At 46.5% G+C, this 25,033-nt stretch carries 17 protein-coding genes and 2 pseudogenes; 12 read left to right on the plus strand and 7 right to left on the minus strand.

Annotated features, from left to right (window positions below):
- The first annotated feature begins 3 nt into the window (after positions 1–3).
- From EII32_RS02525 to EII32_RS02555, 6 genes and pseudogenes are all read left to right on the plus strand, one after another.
- Positions 4–1,302, plus strand: a complete 1,299-nt coding sequence (locus EII32_RS02525) for a site-specific integrase (RefSeq protein WP_125233886.1) — start codon at positions 4–6, stop codon at positions 1,300–1,302.
- Entirely contained in the window at positions 1,299–1,754 is a 456-nt protein-coding gene (locus EII32_RS02530) for a DUF1896 domain-containing protein (protein WP_125233887.1), read from the plus strand. The genes EII32_RS02525 and EII32_RS02530 overlap by 4 nt, the downstream gene beginning before the upstream one ends.
- 562 nt (positions 1,755–2,316) lie before the next feature.
- Entirely contained in the window at positions 2,317–2,619 is a 303-nt protein-coding gene (locus EII32_RS02535) for a helix-turn-helix domain-containing protein (RefSeq protein ID WP_125233888.1), read from the plus strand.
- Positions 2,620–2,622: 3 nt separating this feature from the next.
- Entirely contained in the window at positions 2,623–2,937 is a 315-nt protein-coding gene (locus EII32_RS02540) for a helix-turn-helix domain-containing protein (RefSeq protein WP_125233889.1), read from the plus strand.
- Positions 2,925–3,437: pseudogene (locus EII32_RS02545) on the plus strand (DUF3408 domain-containing protein). The gene EII32_RS02540 and the pseudogene EII32_RS02545 overlap by 13 nt, the downstream one beginning before the upstream one ends.
- A gap of 210 nt (positions 3,438–3,647) precedes the next feature.
- Positions 3,648–4,091 (plus strand): annotated as a pseudogene (locus EII32_RS02555) (hypothetical protein).
- Between the two features lie 174 nt (positions 4,092–4,265).
- Here the strand turns inward: EII32_RS02555 and EII32_RS02560 are convergent.
- From EII32_RS02560 to EII32_RS02565, 3 genes are all read right to left on the minus strand, one after another.
- Positions 4,266–5,078 carry a carboxypeptidase-like regulatory domain-containing protein gene (locus EII32_RS02560; RefSeq protein WP_125233891.1) on the minus strand — a complete coding sequence of 271 codons (813 nt, stop codon included), beginning with the start codon at positions 5,076–5,078 and terminating at the stop codon, positions 4,266–4,268.
- A 179-nt stretch (positions 5,079–5,257) separates the two neighbouring features.
- The gene (locus EII32_RS12035) at positions 5,258–5,398 is read right to left on the minus strand and encodes a hypothetical protein (protein ID WP_158611108.1); all 141 of its coding nucleotides are present in this window, start codon (positions 5,396–5,398) and stop codon (positions 5,258–5,260) included.
- A 12-nt stretch (positions 5,399–5,410) separates the two neighbouring features.
- Positions 5,411–5,953 (minus strand): isopentenyl-diphosphate Delta-isomerase, encoded by a 543-nt coding sequence (locus tag EII32_RS02565; RefSeq protein WP_125233892.1) that lies wholly within the window; start codon positions 5,951–5,953, stop codon positions 5,411–5,413.
- Positions 5,954–6,275: 322 nt separating this feature from the next.
- Between EII32_RS02565 and EII32_RS02570 the strand changes: the two genes are divergently transcribed.
- Positions 6,276–6,404 carry a DUF4372 domain-containing protein gene (locus tag EII32_RS02570; protein WP_125233893.1) on the plus strand — a complete coding sequence of 43 codons (129 nt, stop codon included), beginning with the start codon at positions 6,276–6,278 and terminating at the stop codon, positions 6,402–6,404.
- Positions 6,405–6,882: 478 nt separating this feature from the next.
- On the opposite strand, the gene EII32_RS02575 is transcribed toward EII32_RS02570, so the two are convergent.
- Positions 6,883–7,890 (minus strand): YqiA/YcfP family alpha/beta fold hydrolase, encoded by a 1,008-nt coding sequence (locus tag EII32_RS02575; protein WP_125233894.1) that lies wholly within the window; start codon positions 7,888–7,890, stop codon positions 6,883–6,885.
- Positions 7,891–8,253: 363 nt separating this feature from the next.
- On the opposite strand from EII32_RS02575, the gene EII32_RS02580 reads away from it, so the two are divergent.
- From EII32_RS02580 to EII32_RS02590, 3 genes are all read left to right on the plus strand, one after another.
- Complete coding sequence (locus tag EII32_RS02580; protein WP_125233895.1) at positions 8,254–10,077, plus strand: GTPase domain-containing protein; 1,824 nt, start codon at positions 8,254–8,256, stop codon at positions 10,075–10,077.
- Positions 10,064–11,749 (plus strand): LeoA/HP0731 family dynamin-like GTPase, encoded by a 1,686-nt coding sequence (locus EII32_RS02585; protein WP_125233896.1) that lies wholly within the window; start codon positions 10,064–10,066, stop codon positions 11,747–11,749. The genes EII32_RS02580 and EII32_RS02585 overlap by 14 nt, the downstream gene beginning before the upstream one ends.
- A gap of 151 nt (positions 11,750–11,900) precedes the next feature.
- Complete coding sequence (locus EII32_RS02590; protein WP_125233897.1) at positions 11,901–12,371, plus strand: MaoC family dehydratase; 471 nt, start codon at positions 11,901–11,903, stop codon at positions 12,369–12,371.
- A gap of 92 nt (positions 12,372–12,463) precedes the next feature.
- On the opposite strand, the gene EII32_RS02595 is transcribed toward EII32_RS02590, so the two are convergent.
- The 3 genes from EII32_RS02595 to EII32_RS02605 form a co-directional block, all read right to left on the minus strand.
- The gene (locus tag EII32_RS02595; protein WP_158611110.1) at positions 12,464–15,439 is read right to left on the minus strand and encodes a glycoside hydrolase family 2 TIM barrel-domain containing protein; all 2,976 of its coding nucleotides are present in this window, start codon (positions 15,437–15,439) and stop codon (positions 12,464–12,466) included.
- Positions 15,440–15,694: 255 nt separating this feature from the next.
- Positions 15,695–18,724 carry a leucine-rich repeat domain-containing protein gene (locus EII32_RS02600; RefSeq protein WP_125233899.1) on the minus strand — a complete coding sequence of 1,010 codons (3,030 nt, stop codon included), beginning with the start codon at positions 18,722–18,724 and terminating at the stop codon, positions 15,695–15,697.
- A 238-nt stretch (positions 18,725–18,962) separates the two neighbouring features.
- Positions 18,963–20,354 (minus strand): SO_0444 family Cu/Zn efflux transporter, encoded by a 1,392-nt coding sequence (locus tag EII32_RS02605; RefSeq protein ID WP_125233900.1) that lies wholly within the window; start codon positions 20,352–20,354, stop codon positions 18,963–18,965.
- A 188-nt stretch (positions 20,355–20,542) separates the two neighbouring features.
- Here EII32_RS02605 and EII32_RS02610 point away from each other — a divergent pair, with 188 nt between their 5' ends.
- Both EII32_RS02610 and EII32_RS02615 read left to right on the plus strand, forming a co-directional pair.
- Positions 20,543–22,048, plus strand: a complete 1,506-nt coding sequence (locus tag EII32_RS02610) for a glutamine synthetase family protein (protein WP_125233901.1) — start codon at positions 20,543–20,545, stop codon at positions 22,046–22,048.
- A 210-nt stretch (positions 22,049–22,258) separates the two neighbouring features.
- Complete coding sequence (locus EII32_RS02615) at positions 22,259–24,562, plus strand: PKD domain-containing protein (protein ID WP_125233902.1); 2,304 nt, start codon at positions 22,259–22,261, stop codon at positions 24,560–24,562.
- Positions 24,563–25,033: the final 471 nt, after the last annotated feature.

The following is a 25,033-nucleotide window of genomic DNA, read 5'->3' on the forward strand; positions in this document are numbered from 1 at the left end:
CATATGGCACGAAGCACCTTCAAAAACCTGTTTTACATCAACCGCTCCAAACAGAAGAAGAACGGTAAGTGTCCGATTATGGGACGCATCACCATAGACGGAGAACAAGTCCAATACAGCACAGGAAAGGAAATTTTCCATGAATTCTGGGACATCAGGAAAGCACGATGCAAGAGGACGGACGAAAAGGTAAGAGAAATCAACCGCCATCTCCATGCCAAGGAGGAACAAATACAAGCCAAGTACCAAGAGTTGGTATGGAAGCGTGGTTATATCTCTGCCGAACTTATAAAGCATGAACTCATGGAAGAAGACTCGCACAAGGGCTTTCTCATGGAGGAAGCACATCTCTTCATTGAGGAGAAGCGTCCTTGTGTCGGAGAGACAGTTGCTAAGCCGACCTTTGCCAACTACATCTATGCCACAAAGCTTATCCAATCCTATCTGCGTGAACGCTTGGGACTTGAGGATATTCGCTACTCTCTATTGGACTATAGCTTTATTGAGGGAATGGACTTCTATCTCAAAAGTGAGCGAAACCTCTCCCTTGCCACTATTCAGATTGTGATCATCTATCTGCGAAAACTCATCGGTATCGGTCAGCAAAAGAAATACATACGCATCGCCCCATTTGTAGCCTACAAGGCGGAACAGCCCCACCGCACAAGACGTTATCTCACCACAGAGGAATTGCAACGTCTTCTTGAAACGCCCATTGTAGATAAGCAGTTCGAGCGTGTAAGACAACTCTTTCTGTTCTGCGCTTTTACAGGATTGGCACGAGTGGACATGCAACGACTTAAACCAAAACATATCATCTGTAATGCTGATGGCACAAAGGAAATTCGCATCAAGCGACAGAAAACAAATGTAGAAGCCATCGTTCCCCTTCTACCCATTGCGGAACAAATCCTTTCTCTGTTTATCAAGGATAAGGAGAATAACGATTTGATATTTCCAAATCTGACCGTTCGCGAAGCCTCCTTTGCCTGTGTGAACATCGGTCAGATATGTAGTATAGAAAAAGGGTTGACCTTTCACATGGCACGACACACATTTTCGACCACGATATGCCTATCCAATGGTATTTCAATGGAAATACTCAGCAAGATGCTCGGACACAGTAATATCGGCACGACAAAAATCTATGGGAAGATAACGGACCACAAGATACAGGAGGATATGACTGCACTCACTGACAGGGAGCATTCAGTTCTTGAAGGCTATTGCGAGTCCATCTCACGACAGAAGACAAGGCAAAACTCGTATGAATCACAAACATATAATTCTCAAGTACTATGAAACACAGCTATCAAAAGGAACTTTCCTATTTTCGTCTGAAATTGGAAAGCCATATTCGTGAACATCATCCCGATCGATTGGAAGAAACGGAGTTTATTAAGGAGCGAGCCGACATGGGATTAATCACTTACTGCAATGCAGTGATACAAGGGCTTACGCACCAAGATGCCGAAAATATGGCTAGCGAGGTCTTGTACCAAGGCTTGCACTTCTCCAAGTACGACACCCTCGTTTCTGTCTTAGAGAATGAGTTTGGCAAGGAATTGCCTACACCGCTTCCTAAAAGGCTTGCACACATATTGTTGGCGAATAAGGCTGTTCAAGCCACATTCGCCAAATTCGGTTTGACGGACGAATTTTCCGCAAGCGAGCAATACGACCGTCTTTACACCGAACTGACAGGCACAATAGTGCTGCTTATTGAAAGCAATAGACTGCCCATCGTCAAATAACAAATGATGTAAGCCCATACCTTTGTTGTTTAGGCTCACGAAAGCCCCTGGTGCCGTCTCTTTATCGTGTAAAGATACAACTGCACCCTTTCAAAGTCCTGCGGATGGAGAGAAGAATCTCCACCGCAGGATTTTCCGTTTTCGAATCTGATGTTTTATTTCCGTTCGCCGATCGGTAGTATTCTTCCCTCCCAACCTTGCATGGCTAGGCTGCCGTTGAGAAGAGATACACGAAAAGAATACGGCATACTCAGGCTCTTTATACGCAAGCACACCTGCTTTCAAGGCATAGATTTGGGCATACAGCGAAAATCATATGACTGATTAGAGGGTTTCATATTTCTATGAAAAAAGAAAGAACCGACACCTCATCTCATTACCGCAATACCACCGCTTTTTCTATCTCCTTTTTCCCTTATTATCCCACTCTTTCCTCACTTCTCTTCATCCCTTTTCCCCTTGCTCTTGAAGAGCTATGTTTGCACACGATAAAAGAGGAAACGGACTGTATCTTTGTTTGTTTTCCGAGTAATAATAACGCAATTGAAATATAATCAAGGCAATGAAACTTATCATTATCGAGCGCAATGCATGGGAGCATCTTCGCTCCTCCTTTACAGACTTTATCCACAGTGTGCAACAACTTATTGGTAATCCGCCAGAAGCGGAGCAGTGGATTGACAATGAAGCCGTATGCAAGAGGCTAGGCATCAGCAAGCGCACCTTGCAAACTTACAGAGATACGGGGAAAATCCCCTTCTCAATGATTGGACACAAGTGTTACTACAAGGAGAGTGACATCACCGAGATTCTGAATGCAATAAAAAATGAACTCAAAGATTTAACGAGCTCAAACAATGAATGAACAATGAACGAGAATGGAATCATTACGCAACAAGACCCTCAGATGCAAATGTTTGCTCAATTGATGGAGTGCATATTAAAGAGGTTGGAGCGTTATTGTGCCACCTCGCGTCCGATATTGGACGGTGAGGTTTATCTCACAGGAGAGGAAGTTTGCAAACAGCTACGGTTGAGTACAAGGACGTTCCAAGAATACCGCAACAACGGAACGATTGCCTACTACAAAATCGGAGGAAAGATACTGTATAGGCAGGGCGACATACAAACAATGCTTGAGAAACACTATTACCCAATATCCAAGAAGCCATGGCAATTATAGATGAAAAGAGGAGTTTGCGTTTAGAACAAGCTCTTAAAGATATGAGTAATTATGGCTCTAAGCTCTACAAGCCAGAAGACTTGTCGTTTTATGACCAACCCGTAAATTATAATTATGAGGAGGAAAAGAAAAGATTTGAGCCTATTCAAATGGAATAATTAGATGAGGAAAAGAACCATGAGGAAGCCTCTCTTTCTCCATGTCAAGTGGCAGAATCGCAACCAATGTAAGGAGCAGCCACTGCCGAAGAAATTCATCAGAGAATGGACAATTCCAAGTATAGAGAACGATTAGCAAGGTTTCAAAGGAAATATCTTCAGCCAATTCGTATCAGCCACCGCAAAGCGGTGTATGTATCAGAAGAAACCCAAAGAAGATTAGACTTCGTTGTGCGTAAGATTGGTGAGCAGGGAGCAAGTATTTCAGGGTATGTGGAACTGGTTCTTCAGGAGTATCTTGACCGATATAAAGAGGAAGTAGAAGTATGGCGGAAACTCTGAACTGTAGCGTTCTGAGAACGCAAGCCTATGCAGAGTTACAGCATTCAGAGAATGCAGTAACACAGCAGGGCTTAAGTATATCATTTTTGATACTGGCAAGGTGTGTCTTTGTGACACAAACTGCCGTTTGTCCCACAAAGACACACCTTGCCCAAAAATGGGGATTAAATCACTCCGAAGTCGTGATTAGAGCAACAAAAACAAGAGAATATGGCAAGCGATAAATCAAGGAAAAGAGTAGCAAAAAAGTATGGTGATATGCTCGACAAGTGGGACGATTGGCACGTCCGTTTCCCGACCCGAAAGACCAAATACGAGTGATAGACCTCTATCACAAGTCAGGCTCAATGTCCAAATCCGAGTTCGTGCGTGCAAGGCTTTTAGGTGAGCATTTCAAGGTGATAACAGTGGACAAGTCTGCCGTGGATTATTACCGCAAACTCACAGAAATCACCGCTGAAGTCCATAAGATTGGAGTGAACTATAATTAGGTGGTGCGCTTTCTCCACATCACCGAGAGGGAAACAACGATACAAACCCCTATTGAAGGAACTTATCCGCTTGACAAAAGAACTCACCGCCTTGCAGGAGCAGACGGTGAGTTTGACGATAGATTATCTAGAGAGGGATGATAAATGTCCGACTCTACTATAATCCTCCAAGTATTTTTTGCAGCAGCCCATTTTTACAAACTTCATGAATGAAAACGGAGAGGATATGCCGGAATAGGAACTCAAGACAAATTATGACTGGGTGAAAATGGAGGTGCGGGTTAACAACTCTATACATGCCCCATTTCATCCACCATTTTGACCTATACGCCAAAAATTAATCTGCAATGGTTTGCTTTCGTCCAATTACACCAATACCAACTGTTGCAGGTAGCTTTTTCATGGTCCCTTCGATTAGGTTCCTTACAAATCCGCTACGAAGATAGGCTGGGAAGTGGATTGTTCCCTTTGAACCAGAGACTATGGTTAGGCCGATATAGTAATCTTTTCCTTTATGTAATGCTATTGATGAGGTTGTTTCAATATTAATTTCAGAATTCTTATTCAAAGGAGACAGGTTGAAATAAATAGGTTTGGAAATGATAGGGGAAAATTGTCCTTTTGAAAATTCATAGACAACAAGTCGAAGTGTGCAATGTTCATAGGTGCATTCCTCTATCTTCAAGTTAAATCTATCTATAATAAAATTATCATGCACAGTAAATTTGGTTCCTATTTCATATTTGCCTGATGGAGCATTGCCGAAAGCAACATCGCCAGGTAGTTTCATTCCTTTTCGAAGAATCACCGTAGGCTTAGTCTTTCGGGCTACAACCAAAGCCTCACCAAGTTCATAGACTTCGTCTTCCAATGATATGTCAACGATTCCACCTTTATATATAGAATACGGTGTTACTTTCTTTTTATAACCAATATGTGTACAAGTCATATCACCCTTTATACCGATTGGAAGTTCGAGAGAAAATTGTCCGTTTCTATCTGTTAAAGTAAAGATACTATCCACGCATACAGTTACATATTCTACACCTATGTTATTTTGGTCTTTTACAACACCTTTAATCTTTGTCTGGCCATTAGCGCCACAAACACTAACAACGACAAATAAATACAAACAGATTATTTTATTCATTTTTAATTTTATTGTTATTTAAAAATAGGATATGGATTTACCATGAATCCTTAGCTAAATTTTAAAGAGCGTAAGAGAAATAATCAGATTCTAAATTGATATGACGCACTTTATATCTAATTATTTGTATAAAAACGACAGGCTGCATTACAAAGTAGCCTATCGTTAGATAATAGACCTTAAAAGCTAATTGTCCAGTTCAAAAGAGTGATACCTTCGTGATCCATCTGTTGCTGTTCTGCGACCATTGCAACAAATTCTTCACGACTTGACAACTCTTCTAAGTCAAGCGATTCTACAAGTTTTTCCATTTCTTTCATAATGCAAACTAATTAAGTAAAAAAATAATTATATATATATTTCTTCATGAGAATTAAGAACCAAGGTGTAAAAATGTCTGATGTTTGGTTTATTTCTTGGACCAGGTCCTTAACCTTAATCCACCTCATATCACACACTTCTTGAGGATTGTAATGAAATGTTTCTTGATTACTTTTTCCTTCAAAAACATAATCAATTTCATTTTCCACAAGACTACTGCATTTTGCAGAATACTCAAACTGAAACAGGAATCTTAATTTTGTATTTATATTAAGCTCTTCTTGTAGTCTTACTTTTGCAGAATTATTAAGAGATTGATAAGATGAAATATCAAGAGGATGTCCACAGCATGCATTACTCCAAATCCCTCCAGAATGATATTTTGTCAAAGCTCTTTTTTGAAGCAAAATCATTCCCAAGTCATTTCTTATAATTACAGAGAAAGCATAATGTTTGAGGCCTTCAATGTGGGCTTTCATTTTTTCACACATGATAGGCTCGTTGGCTAATAAAACTAAGTCCTTACTTTTCAATTTGAAATTAACATTCTCCATATAAACTTTGTATTAGTATACAAAGTTACGATAAAATAAATTCATATGCCATAAAATTGGTAAGATTAACACTTTGAAACAACAAACTGTCTTATCATTTTCCAAGTTTTCTGTAATGCTCCTCACTTTAACAAGATATAACAACTCTTTTGCATACCCAATCCTGTTTAAGAAATCATAATAATTTCCGCCTTTATACTTGTACACCATTGTCCCTTTTAAGTGATCTAATCGTTCTTTGACATTATTGAAATTAGTCTTTTACGAGCATTATAAGAGTCAACGGACTTGATAAGGCAACTTTGTATTCTTATTCAAAAGAATGCATATACATCAAGATAAGTTCGTATTTGCTCAATTAGTGTCTTTCCTAGATAGGAACCATTTCAACTATCTGGTTCGTAAATATGGTAGTGACAAGTATATCAAGTACTTTACTTGTTGGAACTAACTGTTAGCTCTGATTTCATACAAATACTCTCAATAATTACGTTTGGCTGATTTTTCTTTGAGATTCCTTCATCTGTAACGGTGAAAAAGAGTACTTTTGCAATGTCAAATCAAGTGTTCATTGAAGCATTGCAGAATAAAGAAGGGAAAAGAAACTCGCTCGTTTCCAATTCGTAACCCATTCACCCCTTATTTGTGCTTATTTTGCTGATTGTCTGAAAGATACATTCTTATTGAATCTTTTGCGGGCAAAGACGGGTGTCTTCTCTGAAAAAGTCGGCTTTCTCTAAGGGAATACAAAATATCCGCAAAGTTCGGGAATGGTGGTTTCTTTTTCATGGCATAAAGGTACGAAACATATTTGAATTGAACAAATGAAAATAAATAGTTTTTCAGAAGTCTCAATCCTTGATTTCCACAGAAATGGCAACTACCGAAAACTACGGACAATCGTAGCAATCGGGGTACTCCGTCCTTTATTAAACTCCTCCTCCCAGTCTTTCAAAATAGTTCGCAATCTCGTCCCACGTCTTGAATGTTGGACTGCCGAGCGACACTACCGTACCCATGAAAGCAGAACGAAGGGTGTCGTACTGCGGCGTTATGAGAAAATCTCCCAACAGGAGTTGCGGGCGGTTGACAAATACAACATGGTCGTATGCCGGCACACCGATGTTTTCCTTAAGCCACGACAAAACATCGGCACACTGCCCGGCATCATGGTTCGGCGACGGTGCCACGAAAAATATTTCGTATGTATCAAGCAGTCTGCGGAAAGTCTTGCGCGCAGAAGACAACTGTTTACCATACTTGTCGCGCAGTGCATCAATGCTTATGTATATCACCTTACGGTCGCGCACTTCCTGACAATCGTCTATCCAGCGTATCACGGGAATGACACTGTTGACAAACACCTCGTCGTTCATGCGATGCCCGCCATGAAACCACACTGCCCGACGATAATGCTCGGAGAACAGAGGATAGGTTTGTACAAGTTGGTCTTCGTCACCGAACAATCCCCATACGTGCCGTTGCTCAACATCAGACGTGTCGGCGAAGCAACCTTCCTGCACGTTGCGATATTCCTTAACCAAGGTCTTTGTTACGATAAACTCCTGAACACCGTCTTTTCGCGAGTTGAGAAAAGTCTGCCTGCCCGTCATGCCGTGCGCTCCCATTGTGTCTGCAATTCGAAATGCCGGGTTTATAAGTATTCTGTCGAAACCGTGCAACTGCTCGGCATACATTCCGCCCATCGATGTTCCGATGATGAGGTCGGGCTTTTCGCGCTCTGCCATCTCGCGCAGCATTGCAAGTCCCTCGTGCGGGTCAATCGGAATATCCTCTGCCACCACTGTTGCCGAGGGCAGCATTGTGCGCATGCGCCCCACCGTCCCACTGCATGCCGACGAAGCAAAACCGTGTACATACATTATCTTTTTGCCCCACATAATGTCGGGATATTGTTTCATATACTGATTTTCCATTACAGATATTGTTTCTTTACGTCATATTTTAACGAATTTCAAATGTACGAAACAACCTCCGTTCAGACAAACGTTGCGGGTTAATAATCCATAAAACCGGTGTTTTTCACGGTAACATTTGCCATGAAAACCGGTTCGCACAACCTGACATATAACAAAAACAAAGGCACGGAAAAACATAAGTACCGACAAAATGGGCGAATTTTGAAATGCAAAACAGGCGAATTTGAAGAGTAATTTCGCCCAAATTGATTAACAAAACAGGCGGAATTACTTTTGTCGAGAGCATCAACCCGAGCGTAAAAAGAAGAAAAATATTTTGCAGTTTCGCAACTATTTTCTATTTTTGTCTTTGTTAATAACATGGGAGCAATGAATGAAGATGCAAAACAGAGAGTTGAACGCGAATACCGGCGCATAGCGGGAAAACTGCAACAGGCGGCAGGCAGCATGCGCGGAACGGGAGGACGGGACGCGGTGTTGGCACAGACGCGCGATGCACTCGCCTCAACGCTCGAACACCTGATTGACGAATATGGCACACAGGCGGAACAGACAATCGGTTCAACGGTGTGGGATCAACTCGTCATAGCATTCTTCGGAGAAACAAATGCCGGAAAGAGCACTATCATAGAGACAATGCGCATACTCACGAACGAGACGACACGCGAACGGAAACGCGAAGAAACCGGCTCGGCACAAGACGGAATGATAGTGGGCGACGGGAGAACCGATTTCACGAAAGTGTATTGCGAATACCGCCTGAAGATAAACGGCAAACCATTCACGCTGATTGACGTGCCGGGGATAGAAGGTCGCGAGGAGGATTACTCGGAGGAGATAAAACGCGCACTCGACAAGGCTCACTGCATTTTCTATGTGCAAGGACACAACAAACAACCCGACACGGCAACGGCAGAGAAGATAAAACGATACCTGAAAGACTGGGTAAGCGTGTATTCGATATATAACATAAGGGGAGGAAGCAGCGACTACGACGAACCGGAAGAACGAGAAACACTGATGACGGAGAAAACGGTAAAGACAGAAGTTCTCATAACTAACACCTTCCGGGAAATTCTCGGCGACCGGTACAAAGGGAACGTATCGCTGCAAGGGTTGCTCGCAATGTGTTCCGTGGCAGAGTTCGCAGAGACACGGGGCGACCTGCTGCGCACACAACGGAAACTGAAAACTCTATTCGGCGACGGGGAAACACTGTTGCGTTTCAGCCGATTGCACTCGCTGACCGAACTTATAGACGACATGGCAGACCGTTTCGTAGACGAAATCGTGGAGGCAAACAAGCATAAAATGATCTCACTTGCAAGAAAGGCATACCACGGAATTTCCGACGAACTGCAACGACAACAAGAGGCGACACGGCGCACACGACTGTTGCTGCACACCCTTCAAGGAGACATTAAGAGCGTGACGGCAAAGACACAAACCGCAATGGAACGCGACATAAAACAAGTGAACGACAACGAGTACAACGCGCTGAAAGAAAAGGTTTGCGCAGCAATAGACAACAAAGTGCTGAACGAGGCACAACGGAAATTTGCCATAGAACAACAGGAGGCTCTCGTACCATCGCGCATTGAGAAAGGGATAAACGAGGCGGTGACACGCAACGTTGGAGAGATGAATGACTACATAAGTATGCGGAAAAGGCAAATCGACTATATTCCGCTCGCAGGACAACTCGACATAGAAGACCCGCAGAAACGCCTCGGCTCGTTCTTCGTGAGTACAAAACGAATAGAGCAGACTCTAAATCCCGGCTTAGGCGATGTGGGAAGTTTCGCAGTATCGGTGGCGGGAGGGGCGTCGATAGGCAGTTTTTTCACGTTCATAGCACCCGGAGTGGCAACGGCGACGGGGGCGGTACTCGGCGGATTGTCGCACATCGCACGCAAAACGATATTCGGCGACGGACGGAGAAGCAAGGCGAAACAAGTGGCAAGGAGACAAATAGACACCGCACGAATAGACAGCAAAATACGACTGAAAGAACTTACAAAAGGGATTAATGAGCAAATAGAAAAAGACTGTGGACGAATGACAGCGGCAATAGAAGAGGAAACACGCAACCTGAAGACCGTGGAAAATATAATAGACGATGCCAAAACAGGCATAACGTCATTCATAGAAGAAATAAAATCAAAAGAATATGGCACGATATGAAAACACCTTGGAACGCCTGCACCGTCTGCAGGAGATGGTAAGCATGGGAAAGGAATTGGGACTCGAACTCGGAGAGGTGGAGGAAAAGATTGACTCGGCAATGCGAAATGCAACGGCTGGGAAAACACGCATCGTGATGCTCGGCTCGTTCAGCGACGGCAAGACGAGTGCCGTGGCAGGCATGACGGGCACTTTGCAACAGTCCATGAAAATAGACGTGGCAGAGTCATCGGACGAATTGACGGTTTACAAACTCGACTCAATAGGACACAACTACGAGATTGTGGATACCCCGGGACTGTTCGGAACAAAGGAGAAAGAAACGAACGGACTACAAGTGCGATGCTCGGAAATAACACGGAAATACATATCCGAGGCAGAGGCTGTGATATATGTATGCGACGCAGTGCTGCCGTTGAAAGACTCGCACAAAGAAATTCTGCGATTGGTGCTGCGCGATTTCGGGAAACTTCCCGTCACGATATTCGTTATAAACAAGATGGACGAGGCAGGAACGGACATGACCGACGAGGAGGATTACAACGAGCATGCCGCAGTAAAACGCGAGACAATGACACGGAGACTCGCCGAAACACTCGCACTGAGCAACGAGGAACGCAACGCACTGTGCATTGTGTGTATCGCTGCCGACCCGAAAGGTAGAGGAATGGAATACTGGCTGCAACACAAAGACGACTATGAACGTAGATCACACATATCGCTGCTGCGGCAGGAAGTGGAACGACTGGCAGGCAACACCGATGCCGAAGAACTTGCCGGGGCGGCGGGAATGGCGGTGGTGCGCGATGTACTGACGAGCATAGGGAGAAGCATCGGTTCGGTAAACCAAAGTATGAACAAACCGCTGATGCGCTGCCGGGAGGAGATTGCAGACATGAGAAGCGACTGCTTGATACTGAGACAGGAACTGAACGGCAGCCGCAGAACAATGACCGACCGCATGAACGACTTGAAACAACGAGTGATGAACGAGATAAGACATGCGGAAACGGCAGAGCAACTGGTGCAGGTGGTGGAGGAACATATCGGGATGGAACATGGAAAAGTGACATGCTACATACTGAACAGAAACATAAGTCAGATAATGTCGGAGTGTGCAGAAGCCAACAACACCTCGCTCGAACGAAAAGAAATAGAGTTCGAAAGCCGATTAACGGCACAAAACGACATGCTGGGAAACTCTATTAAGGAATCGCAGAAAGTGTTACGCGACGTAAAGTCGAAACTCGATGTGGTGAGCCACGCATACAGTTTGTTCTCGCAGACATTCGGAAGAACCGTGGGGAGGGCTGCAAAGTTCGAGACCAAAGCCGGAAGGTGGATAGGAAATGCAAGCGTGGCAATAGGTGTCGCGATGGAACTGTACGACTGGTACGAAGCGAAACAACGCAACGAAAAGGTTGCCGAAATGCAGCACATGCTGCGCGAGAGCGTAAACGAGATATTTTCCGGAATATTCAGAATGTTCGACAGCGATGAGAGTTATTATGCAACCTTTGCACCGACATATCCCGATATGCTGCAAATGATAAGCACACGCGAGGAGGAGTTGCGACAGATGCAGCAGCAGAGTGACAAACTGGGCGACTACCGCGACCGACTGCGACAATGGATGGAACATGACACGGACGAGGCAGAGATAATGACATAGACAGAGAGCGGCACGGCATATTTATGTATATGGCGAACTGCGGGCGTACACCAAATTGATTATTGACAATAAAGTTTTTTTAATTGAAAAAGGCAGGAAATATAAAAAGAAATGCCTATATTTGCATAAGAAAACAAAAATCACAATTATAATGGCAAAACTGACAGTAAAATCTTACGAAGAGTTCGCATCTTATCTGGGAAAAGAATTGGGAACTTCGGAATGGCTCGAAATCAAACAGGAACGCATCAACATGTTTGCAGACGCCACACTCGACCACCAGTGGATACACGTTGACACGGAGAGGGCGGAAAAAGAAAGTCCGTATAAATCGACCATAGCACACGGATACCTCACGCTGTCATTGCTGCCACACTTGTGGGAGGAGGTAATAGATGTGCAAAACATCAAACTGCTGGTTAACTATGGAATGGACAAGATGCGTTTCGGACAACCCGTGAAGAGCGGATCGAGGATACGCATGAAGGCTTCGCTCCACAACATCAACAACCTCAGAGGGGTATGCAAGACCGAAGTGGCATTCAAAATAGAAATAGAGAACGAGCGAAAACCCGCCATTGAGGGCGTGGCAACGTTCTTGTATTATTTCAACAACAACTGACACGACCTCCGACGGCACATAAATTGATGCCACATAACGCAAGATATTGAAACACACATCGGTTTCTTATGTTGCGTGTTACTCGGCAAAGGCTATTTCTTAGGACTGATACGGACGGCGAACGAGAACTCGCCCGTTAGTTCCATGTGGTAGCGTGACTGCTTTTCCGGCGTTCCGTCGCAGCCGTAAGTGCCGCCCACTCCGGCATGGAAACCGTCGAGAAAGAGGTTGGTGTATTTCGATTTCGCGAGTTGTTCCGTATGTCTTTGCCGCTTGCTGTCTCCCTCATCGAGTTCGTCGATGTCGTAGTGCAGTGCAGAGGCATACATCGACGTACCGCATACGGGCATTACTTTTATTCCGAATCCGCCGCCGTCGGTCTGTTCCCACAGGCTTATGTCACTCTTGGTTCCCGTTTCCTGCGGTCGAATGTACGGATAGAACTGCTCGTCGGCAGTCATTTCATATATCCCGATTAGTTGCGACTCCTTACGGTCGCAATAATTTTCCGCCGGTCCACGCCCCGTGAAACGACTCTTGTCCATGTCGTAAGGCAACTGCATCACCATGCCGAAGCGCGGTATTCCCACCACCGTTCTCCTTCTGTCGGCAGGCACCATCTGCTCGGTCACTTCGAGACTTTCGCCGTTATAAGAGTATCTTATCCGCATCTTTGCAGATGCCTCGGGAAGTTCGTAATAGGCAGTTACGACAACACCTTTGTCGTTCGGAGATTTATCTGCCGATATGTCGGCGAGCACAATTTTCGGGGTGCGCCACACTTTATACCTGTGTTGCATGTTTCCAATCATGTCGTTGTCGGTCACCGCACGCCAGAAATTGGGCATCAATCTTCCTCCCTCGCCGAGTATGGATTTCCCTCTGACAATCCACGATGTGAGGTATCCGGATATTCTCGAGAATACCAATCGTGCATCGGCGGTTTTCAAGATAATGTCCGTTAGTGTCTTTTCAGTCTTCACATAAGTTTTTTTGTGTAATCGTTCAGGTTCGAGCGAGGCATCTTCCCGGATTTTTATTTGCCGGTAAGCCACCGTCTGTCCTTTCGCCATAAGCGGTTCGTCGCCTTTTAGGCGGTAGAATACGTTTACGAAACTGCAATCATGCTCGTTTATGTTGCATGGAATCTCAATCATTTCCGTTTGTTGCGGCATTACATTTATTGTTTCCTCCACACCTTGTGCAATTACTTCGCCCGTTACGGCAATTGTCTCCCATTCCAACCGTATGTTGTCGAGTGGTCGGAAAAAGTTCTCGTTTCTAACTTTCAGCACCATCTTTCCGTCTTTCATTCCCACATATTCCGTCCATATATTCTGCATTACATACCCTGCCTCGTACATCTGAGGATTGGGAACTCGGTCGGGCGACACCAAGCCGTTGCAGTTGAGGTTATTGTCCGAGGGGTCTTCCGCGTTGTAATCGCCGCCGTAAGAGTAACTTGGTTGGACAGAGAATGCTTTGTCGGAACCGGTCGAAGCAAGAATGTCCGGCGCGTCCAAGTGCAATGCTTGGTCGGCAAAATCGGTTATGAAGCCCCCCTGACATTTATTTCCCGCGCGTATGGAGTCCCAATATTCCTTTATTCCTCCGCAAGAATTGCCCGCGGCAAGGCAATATCCGTATGTAACCGAAGGAGGTATGCCGCAGTCTCCCCACATTATGATGCTCGGGTGGTTGCCGTTGATTGTAATGTTATGTCGCCTGCGCTCCGCAGCATTGTACGCAAGCATCTGACGACATGACTCGGCAAGAGACGGATTGTCGGCAATACCGCGACTGTCGTAGTTGTCATCGGCACAGATGTATATGCCGTACTCGTCACAGAGATGATACCACTGCGGGTCGTTGGTATATCCTCCCGTACGCACGGCGTTTATGTTGAAGCGTTTCATCAGCGAGATGTCCTGCATCATTCGCCCCCGAGACAACACATAACCTCCGTCGGGATCCATCTCGTGCCGGTTTACTCCTTTCACCAATACCGGTTTTCCGTTGAGAAACATCTGCCCGTTTTTCGTCTCCACGTGGCGAAAACCGATACGTTCTGTCACTCTTTCCACCTCTTTGCCTGCCTCTCTGCGGTTTGCTTTTCTGCATATTCTCACCGTCAATGTATATAAATATGGTGTCTCGGCCGTCCACGGTCGGCAGTTCTCTACGGTTATGGTGCCGCCTTCCTGCCTGCCCACAATGTTGCCCTCTTTGTCTTTCAAAGTATAAAAAACATCGGCGTTGCCTTTTACATCTGCATCAATCGTAAGCACTCCGTCGCGAAAATCGTTCACAAGGTCGGTCGTAACGCACATGTTGTCAAGGTGAATGTCCTTGTCGCGCGCATACAAATAACTGTCGCGTGCCACGCCGGAGAGCCTCCAGAAATCTTGATCTTCGAAGAAAGTGCCGTCGCACCACCTGAAAACTTGGAATGCAAACAGATTCTTACCCGTCTTCAAATACTGCGTGACATCAAATTCGGCTGCCGCCTTGGAATCTTCGCTGTAACCCACAAACTTTCCGTTTACGTATAGGTAGATGCACGATGTAACGCTTCCGAAACGTGCGATTATCTGCCTGCCCTGCCACGATTCGGGAATTTCAATCATGCGTCTGTAAGAACCGATATGATTGCCTTTTAGCGGCGGAGTGCACAAACTGTCGTCGTTACTGCCGCGCCACGCAAAACCCTTGCTTACATATATCGGGGCACCATAGCCGTTAAGTTCCCACATTCCCGGTACGGGCATCGTTCCCCAAAGGCTGTCATCAATGTCGGTGCGGTAGAAATCGTTGGGACGTTCATCGGCATTCTCCACCCACAGGAAACGCCATTCGCCATCGAGCGGCACAACACCATTCCTCTCGTCAGGATTGCTTGAAATAACAACATGCGGATTCTCGTACCTGAAAAAAGAAGCATGCAAAGGCATGCGGTTTACCTTGTCTATACGCATGTCGCGCCATTCGTTCAAAGTCTGGGCGTCGGAAAAACTTCCGGTTACCAAGAATAGTATCATGAAAAACAACTTGGCGACATTAATTCTCATAGCGACCATGTTTAGGTTATATGCCACAAAAATAACATTTTATCCCGAAGATGCAAAAGAATAAGCGTTAAAAAGACACCGTGACACCCACTTTTCGCACGCGATTCATGCTTATTGTTCAACACGCAGCATTTATCTCTTTTTTCCTGTTCGTCCAAACCGTGAAGAATGGAACGGCACGGTTGCCGCAACAAACACCAAAGGCTGCATGCACATTGCACACAGCCTTTGGTGAATATGGGGAAAAGTGTTTTGTCACCACATCTTAACGGTCTTTGCTCCTACACGCAAAATCAGCGGTTGAGAAGCATGCGGTACCGGAACGAAGATTGATGTGGCATTGGCATTTCCTGCCGACAGGAATGTACCGGTGGCAGTATATACGGCATAGCGGTCTCCCACTTTCATCCCGTCAACCATATAGCCTCCTTCTACACGCGATATGCGCAAAGCCGTTTGTTCTCCTACCGTGTTTATGCCGGTAGGTATATCCTCCGTTATTATAGTGAAGCGATTCCAACCTGCGGCTGCCTTATAAAGAGCCTTTGTCCCTTCCGGCACATGCAGAACGGCAGTGGCGATGTTCTCGATGTCCTTGAACGTGTCATCGCCGATTACCTGCGGTTGCATGGCATAGGCATAAACGTTCTGAAGAGCCACGCAGTGTGCGAACGCATCGGTTGCCGGTGTGCATCCGGCGGGTATGTGAGCCTCTTCCATGAGCAGATCGTTGAGGAAAGCATTGGCACCAATGCTCTTCAAACTTGCGATGTAAGGCATTTGCAGCAACGACATATCACGCTCGAAAGCGTTATCGCCGATTGTCCGTAGTGCCGGTGTGACACCCTCTTTCCACCCGAACTGCGCCAACATCATGTTGTATGCCATGCCCAGAGGCTCGATTTCAGTGAGCGATGCGGGCAGGAATATTTTCTTGAATACCGGACTGAATGTTATTGCCAATCGTCCGATGGTCTCCACACCGTCCTTTACCGTGAGTTCTTCTCCTGCCGTTATAGGCTGGAACAGCAACTTTTTCTTGTCGGAAGAATACAAAGCACCTTCTTCAGATACTATCGGCATTCCTTCTGTCGGCACATTTACGGCGGTCAGGTTGAAATTTGCGGCGAATGCCCCCGGTCTCACCTTCTGAGTAGTTTGCAGCAAAGTGTATTCCGAAGTCTTGCGTCCCGAAGGATAAGCAACGATTTCCGTCTTTTCCTTATTATATACCACACCGTCCATGTCGCAGAAATTCTTGTTTTCGGCATGCACCGTGATATCGGTCAGTCGTACGCAATACAGGAACGGCAGTTCACCAATCGTCTCCACGTTCTTGCCTATGGTCACTTTGGTCATCTCGTTAGCTCCTTCAAAAGCTCGTGCATCGATAGCCGTTATATCATCTCCTATGACAGCCTCGCCCACAGCGAGCCATTTTACAAGATGTCCGTTCTCTACCACCGGTTTGTGTTCATCGTCACCGGATTCAGTCTTAGAGCATACGAGTGATATTTCCACATCTGTATTAAGATTCTCAATGACATACTCTTTTGCAGTCAATCCCACAACAAGTTCATTATTATTTAACCAACTGTCAACATGGTATCCCTCCAGCGGGTGTGCCGTGAACACCACTTTCGAACCTGTTGGAACTGCCGCACCGGTAGATATTTCTACATCGTTGGCAGTTGCCGTTATCGTTCCGTACTCGTTCAGCGAAGCGAATTTTACCACGTTTGTACCGAGGTTGCGTTCAAAATCCACTCGTATGTCCATCATATCATAAGCATCGCATGTATATGTCGTCTTTCCATACAAGCCTTCTATTTTCTCGAACGATGAAGAGTTATCTGCCCCCGTCACTTCTCTATACCAATCGGTAACGCGGAAACCGTCAAATGCCGTTGCCGTGAAAGTGAGTTTCGTACCAACCGGTACTTGCTCGGTGGTCTTTACCTCTTTTCCGTCCTGCGTCTTGCATGTCAACGTTCCGTAATCCGGCTGCATGCTCTTAAAAAACACTACATATCCTTCGGGGAGTTTTTCGAACGTTACTTCCACGTTTACAGCTTCATGTATTGCATCTACGGTATATATCTGACCGTATGTTCCCTCTGTCGGCAACTCTTCTGTAAGCACCGTACCGTTTACCGTCCATTTTGCTATTTTGTGTCCGTATAGAGGTACTGCCTTTATTTTCAGCATAGCACCCTCATTTAGGAACTCTCCGCTTTCCACCGGCACGGCTCCCGTAGTCCATGCTTCCATTGTGCCGTATTCAACCGGCGTACCCGAAAACTTTACCTCGTATTTATTTATTGACGACGGTTCGCCGATTACTATTTTACATTTCTTGAACTTCTCCGTTAGTTTGTCCTTGATGTTTTGGTTCGCAACGTATATTGTTGTCTGTTCCTTGTCTGCAAGACTGTGACCCAACGTCTCGAAATTCGTACTGAGATGTATGTCTATTATACTAAGTGCAGATACTCCGGAGAACGTGAAATAACTGTCGTCCATAACACGCACCAATCGCGGTACATATAGTTCGGAGAGCGACGAACACATTACGAATGCTTTGTTCCCGATGACTGTCACTCCGGGGAGTGTCACTTTCTTGAGCGATGCCATGTTGAAGAAAGCCTCTTCGCCAACAGCCTTGCAGACATCTGCGTCAAGCGATATTTCTTTTCCTCCCCCGATGAAAGCCATTAGTGTGGCATCTGCCTTGCGAATCAGCGCATTCGACACGGTTCGGAAATTCTGACCGCCGTCCGGCATGGTCATTTCCATTGCCGCCTTGCAACCATTAAAAGGATTGTTGACGATGTTTGCGAGCGTATTTCCAAGTTTGATGGAACCCACCGTCTCGCAACAGTTAAAAGCATCCTTGCCTATGGTAACGATTACGGGCAGGTCTATCCCCGTGAGAGCAGTACATCCGTTGAATGCCGACTCGCCCACTTCCTGCAGTTTCGGTGCTTGTATCGTGTTAATGCCGGTGCATCCTCTGAACGCATTCTTGCCAATCTTGGTCACGTTGTTAAGGTTCACCACCGTGATGGCGGTATTGCTTATCGGATCCGATATGCCCCAGCCTTCGTCGTCGGGTTCTCCCTCCTGATAGAAACAGTTCGCGGCAATCTCGGTAACATTGTCCGGAATAGTTATTTCTCCCTGTGCGTTGTCCCACGAGGTCAGCACCCCGTTGTCAATCGTCTGTGCATGCGCAATGTTGCATAGCAGTAACGCCGCGCATAACATGAAAAACAGTTTTCTCATATTATTATTGTTTCTTTTAGTTTATGATAAAATTCTTTATTCCAACAAAATATTTAATTTGCATGCAAATATAGTCACTTATTCCAAATAGGGCAAATATTCTGTCATTAAAAAACGAATAATAATGAATTTGTTTTTCAAGCGCACCGACATCGCAAAAACTTAGTCTTCCGATAATCGGGGAAATGTTATACGCACGGGTGCCAAGACTTTCCTAACAACCAATGTTTTTTGAGCGTCAGGACGGTTTCTTTTCTTTTGTCGGATAACCGGCAGCAGCCACTTGTCGTTCCAGTTCGCCGTGGTCATGGTCTCCCCTCACATAAGCAAGTCCGCGCGCGAGGTCTGTTTCCACACTTTCCACCCCGGCAATTTCCGCTATTATTTTCTCAACGTTGGCCTTGCAGTGGTTGCACGCCATGTCACTAACATCGTATATGGTAACATCGCTTTCCGCCGCCACACACTCCGACAAGTGTTCCTCGTGCCGTCCGTCGCTTCCGTGACGATGCGACAAAGTACGGGAATGCCACAGACGGGAGACAAACGCGTTGACGAGCAGGACGAGGAATATGGCAATCCATACCCAATCCATTATCCCGAGACAGTGCGTACAGTTTTCGCCACCTGCAATAATACTGCTTACCGCGAACCATTCCTGCGGCAAAATATAGTCGATGCCCAACCCGAACAGCACCGAGCCTAATACTATCGATATTACATACAGCCACAACGTGCGCTTTCCGAACACTTTTCCGATGACGAGTATCGAGGCGCTGTTCACCGCCGGCCCTGCCATAAGCAACACGAGTGCGGCACCCGGAGTGAGCCCCTTTGCCATGAGAGAAACGGCAATCGGAATGCTCCCAGTGGCACAGACATACATCGGAACAGCCACGGCAAGTACGATGAGCATGTTAAGCAGTTTGTAGTCGTGCAGTGCTGCGAGCCATTCGTTGGGTACGGCAACGGTTATCAGCGCGGCAATGAGCAGACCCACAACTAACCATTTGCCCACGTCTTGCAACATTTCAACGAAAGCATAGTGCATTGATGTCGCGAACTTATGAAGAAATCCGCCCTTGGCATGTTCTTCTCGCGAGCCTTCGCAGCAGCAGCCTCCATGACCGTGGTCGTCGTCGCAATGGTCGTTACTGCAATCGCAGTGGTCATGTTCGCCGCTCTTTGCCGCCTCGGCAGACAATGTCTCGTCCTGACGTGCATGACGATTTACGAGCCACCCGCCGAGCATCGCCGTGAAAAGTGCCGCGATGGGACGTACTATGGCGAATGGAAGTCCCATCAGCGAGTATGTCGCGGCTATGGAATCAACACCCGTCTGAGGCGTGGCTATTAAGAAACCGGTGCATGCACCGTGCGATGCACCCTCTCGCCGCAGTCCCACACTGGTCGGTATCACACCGCACGAACACAGCGGCAAAGGAATACCGAGAGCCGCAGCCTTTACCACGCTCTTCATGTTGCGTGGCGCAAGATGCTTCTTGTAGATATTTTTAGGCACAAATGCGCGCAGCAGTCCCGCAAAGAAAAAACCCAACAACAGGTAGGGAGCCATCTCTGCAAGCATAACTACAAGAGCATCCCAATAGTTTTCAATAAATGTAAACATATTCTTTGTTCCTTTCTTTATTTATCTGCCGCAAAGTTACGAACAAAAGAGTGCAACCCGGTTGCAAAGTGGAAAAAAGTTGCATTTGCATTATTTCCCTCGTTTTATTTGGCAGTATTAAAACAAATGACTAATTTTGCACACATTAATTTTTTAATTACTAACTTGTAAACTTTATCAATATTACTATGACAAAAGCAGAACTGGCAATGAATGCAAACCGCGTGGTGGCATTCCTGCAAAAGCCTACGGAAGAATTTACCAAGGCGGACATTATCCGCTTCATCGAGGCAAATGAAGTGAAGATGGTCAATTTCATGTATCCGGCGGGCGATGGTAAGTTGAAAACTCTCAACTTCGTCATCACAAACAAGGAATACCTTGAAACGATACTTACATGCGGAGAGCGTGTCGATGGTTCGAGTCTGTTCTCGTTCATCGAGGCAGGAAGCAGCGACTTGTATGTGATGCCGCGTTTCAGCACAGCATTCCTCGACCCGTTCTCGGAAATCCCCACGCTCTGCATGTTGTGCAGTTATTTCGACAAAGACGGTCAGCCGCTTGCATCATCTCCCGAGAACACGCTGCGCAAAGCGTGCCGCGCATTCCGCGAGACAACGGGAATGGATTTCTACGCAATGGGCGAACTCGAATATTATGTAATCGATAACGACCCGGAAATGTTCCCTGCAATCGACCAGCACGGATACCACGAGTCGTCTCCGTACGCCAAAATGAACGAATTCCGCCAGCAATGCATGCTGTATGTGGCACAAACCGGGGGAGAGATTAAATACGGACACTCGGAGGTCGGAAACTTCACACAGGACGGACTGCTTTACGAACAGAACGAAATAGAATTCTTACCGGTATATGCAGAGAAAGCTGCCGACCAACTGATGCTCGCAAAATGGGTAATAAGAAATCTCGCATACGAGATGGGACTCGACATTACGTTCGCTCCGAAGATTACCGTGGGCAAGGCAGGAAGCGGTCTGCACATACACATGCGAATGGTGAAAGACGGCAAGAACCAAATGCTCGACGGAGGAAAACTGAGCGAAGCGGCACGCAAGGCTATCGCCGGAATGATGGATCTCGCAGAGAGCATAACCGCTTTCGGCAACAAAAACCCAACGTCTTATTTCCGTCTCGTGCCTCATCAGGAAGCACCCACCAACGTTTGTTGGGGCGACCGCAACCGCAGTGTACTCGTAAGAGTACCGCTCGGCTGGACCGCAGGCATAGATCTCTGCCATGCTGCCAACCCGCAGGAACCGGAAATTACCGTTGACACATCGTCAAAACAGACTGTGGAGATGCGCTCGCCAGACGGAAGTGCCGACTTGTATCAACTCATAGCAGGTCTGTGCGTGGCATGCCGTCACGGTTTCGAGATGGACAACGCACTCGAAGTGGCAGACAACACTTATGTCAACGTTAATATCCACGATGCGGCAAATGCCGAGAAACTCGACAAACTGGCACAACTGCCTGATAGTTGCTGCGCATCTGCCGACCGCCTTGAGCGTCAACGTGCGATATACGAGGAGAAGGGCGTGTTCAGCAAGGCAATGATCGACGGTATCATCAAACAACTCCGCTCTTTCGAGGATACCACGCTGCGCCGCGACATCGAGAACAACCAAGATGCCATCAAGGAACTCGTGCAAACATATTTCCACTGCGGATAAAAACGATTTTCGACAGTTGAAAAAATTTCCGTAAAACGTTCCCGGGAATTAACACTCACGGAGTCAACGAGTTGAGACGACAGACAAATTCATAAGCAATACAACAATGCTTATCCCTTTTGCTTTCGACTCAACTCGTTGACTCCGAATTTATTTAATAACTCAATTACTAAAATACCGGAAAGAAAAGACTACCAAAATCCCAATACCATGAAACGCAACCTCTTCTTATTTTCCATATTGGCATCGACTGCACTTGCGGTTGCCGCCATTGACAACGGTGAAGACGACGCAATAATCTGCCAAAAGGTAAGGCACGGCATTGACACACCGGTGACAAACATGCCCAAAGCAACAAGCATCATTGCAGACCGGCATCGCATGGCGCGCATGACAAAGGCTGCGGCAAACGGACTTACAGCAAAATTCGGCATTCAAGGCAGCGAAATCCGGGATACGATATGGACAGAGAACTTCGACGATGGCTCCGAAGGGTGGACTTTGCAAAACGGAGCAGAGAGCCACGTAACGTGGAAACTGGAAAAGATCGGTACACCGCCGTGCGAAGGAGACGTGCAGTCGCTGACACTCGATGTGCCATACCAGACATGGAAACGCGAGAAAGCATACGCCAAAAGTCCGCAAATAGCCATACCGTCAAACGCCACACTGCATGCCGCGATATATGGAGGAAAGACGCATAACGACTATGCCACACTCACCATAAGCGTATCCACGGACAACTTTGCCACCGAAACAGAACTGTGGAAGAGCACGGAAATTACCGAGACGGGCAAGAAATGGCACTCCGTTGCGCTCGACCTTGCAGTCTTCGCGGGAAAAACCGTGAAGGTAATGTTCGCATACGGCGCGGGAATAAAGGACGACATGAACGTGGGAGGATATATGTACGAGTACGGCATAGACAATATCGCCGTGACGGGTATTGCCGAGACTGCTCACATCGAAGTGCAGACAGGCGAGGAAATTCATTTCAAAGACATGTCAACAGGCAGTCCCACATCATGGAAATGGGACTTCCCGGGAGGAGTTCCCGAAACTTCCAACGAACAGAATCCCGTGGTATATTACACCAAGGGAGGGCGATACAACGTAACGCTGACCGTTGCCGACAACGAGGGAGAAGACACAAAGACCGTAGAAGGTTTCGTTGGCGTGACGGGGAAAAAACCGGTATCGGCGTTCAACTGCCCCGCCTCGTTCCGCGATGCCGCGTCGCACCTGAAAATGGTTGCGCCGCTCGTTCCGGTGCAATACCGCGACACGTCAACGGGATTCCCTACATCGTGGACATGGTTGCTGACAAACGGGCCGACATCGGCCACCGATGAGCATAAACACGAACAGCACCCGTGGATTGCATACAATTTCCTTGGAAAGCAATATGCGGCACTCGTGGCGGAAAACGAGGAACCGAACGGTGAGAGCAAGCCCTCGGAAGCAATGGCAAAAGCCGCCACGGACAGCGTACTGCCCAAGTATGGCGGACCGGTATGCAATCTGCTCGAAAACGATGTTCCGACAAACTACGACATGTCAGAAGACGGAAAGTTCCCCGGGGCATGCAAAATTGCAGGCAGCAACTTACAGGGATTTGCCGAGAAATTCTCAAAACCATCGCGACCGATACTCGTATACGGAGCATACGTGTATGCCACGGAGGCTGCGGCAGAGCAACTGTACGATCAGGTAAAGGCAGTTAAATTCAGTCTCGCAAAAAGCAACAACGGCATGCCGGGCGAAGTGATTGATTTCGACTCGTGGACAATACCGGAAATAGGATATGCCATACAGAACAACAACGGCATAATAACGGTGGAATTTAGCAAACCACATGTCATGGACGAGGAGTTTTTCATAACAGTGACAGACCTGCCGGAGAAAAACCGAACGCTGCAACTGACATTTGCCATGGCACCGATGCGCGACAAGGAGAATACCGCATACATGCTGAAAAACGGCGAATGGCGTCCCATGACAGGATATTTCAACCAAACACCGGGCGGACAGACATCGTTCTATGTTTACCCAAGCATCGCACACAGCGTGATAACGCCGCTGCCGGTGGGAAAGGAGACTGTGGAGGTAACGCGAGAGGGAGGAATAACCGAACAAGAGTTGTTCTCGTATCTCGGGTACAAATTCGTTGGAAGTAATGCAGACTGGTGTAACGTGACAAACACACCCAACGGACTGACACTCGACACTATCCACATAAAATGCGACCCGTTGCCCGAAGGAATGCAACAACGCGAGGCAGCCCTGACTTTCTCCGACAGTGTGACTACCATCACAATGAGGGTGGTTCAGAGGGCTTCCAACGTGTCGGCAGCAACAATGCCGGATGCAACACCGGTGGTAGTGTCGCGCCGCTATTACACCACAGACGGCAGGGAAATTACCACCGCCATACCAAAACGTGGCATACACTTCGTGCGAGAACAACTTTCCGACGGCAGGGAACGCGTAACAAAAGTGGCAAAAGATAACTGACATAACACAATTTGGGCGGAATCGCATTTCAATTCCACCCAAATTGTGTTCCAATACCGCCGAAATTGCCGCGCAATTCCGCCTGTTTCACTTTTTATTTTAATACACTGGCTTAGAGCAACAAACTCATAATCCAGAGGTCTCCGGTTCAAACTCAGGTCGGCTCACGCTAAAAATCAAGCATTTACAAAGATTTTGCAAGTGCTTTCTTATGTCTGTGTAAACTATGTGTAAACAAACTTTTTCAGCCTTCCCATCTGATACACTATCGTATCATTGAGTCTTCGTGATACGTTGAACACCACTGCAATCCCCCTGAGTCACAATCACTGCGCATCTTGAAGCGATGGTAACCTTGACATAGTTTTTGAAAATCATTGTGATTTCATGAGAATTTATGAAAAGTTTATCCCACGATTAGGAGCAGACAAAAAGCCTCCGAAAGGAAAAATATACCACATCACACCAAAA

The sequence above is a fragment of the Prevotella sp. OH937_COT-195 genome (genome assembly GCF_003932845.1).
In the GTDB taxonomy this organism is placed as follows: domain Bacteria; phylum Bacteroidota; class Bacteroidia; order Bacteroidales; family Bacteroidaceae; genus Prevotella.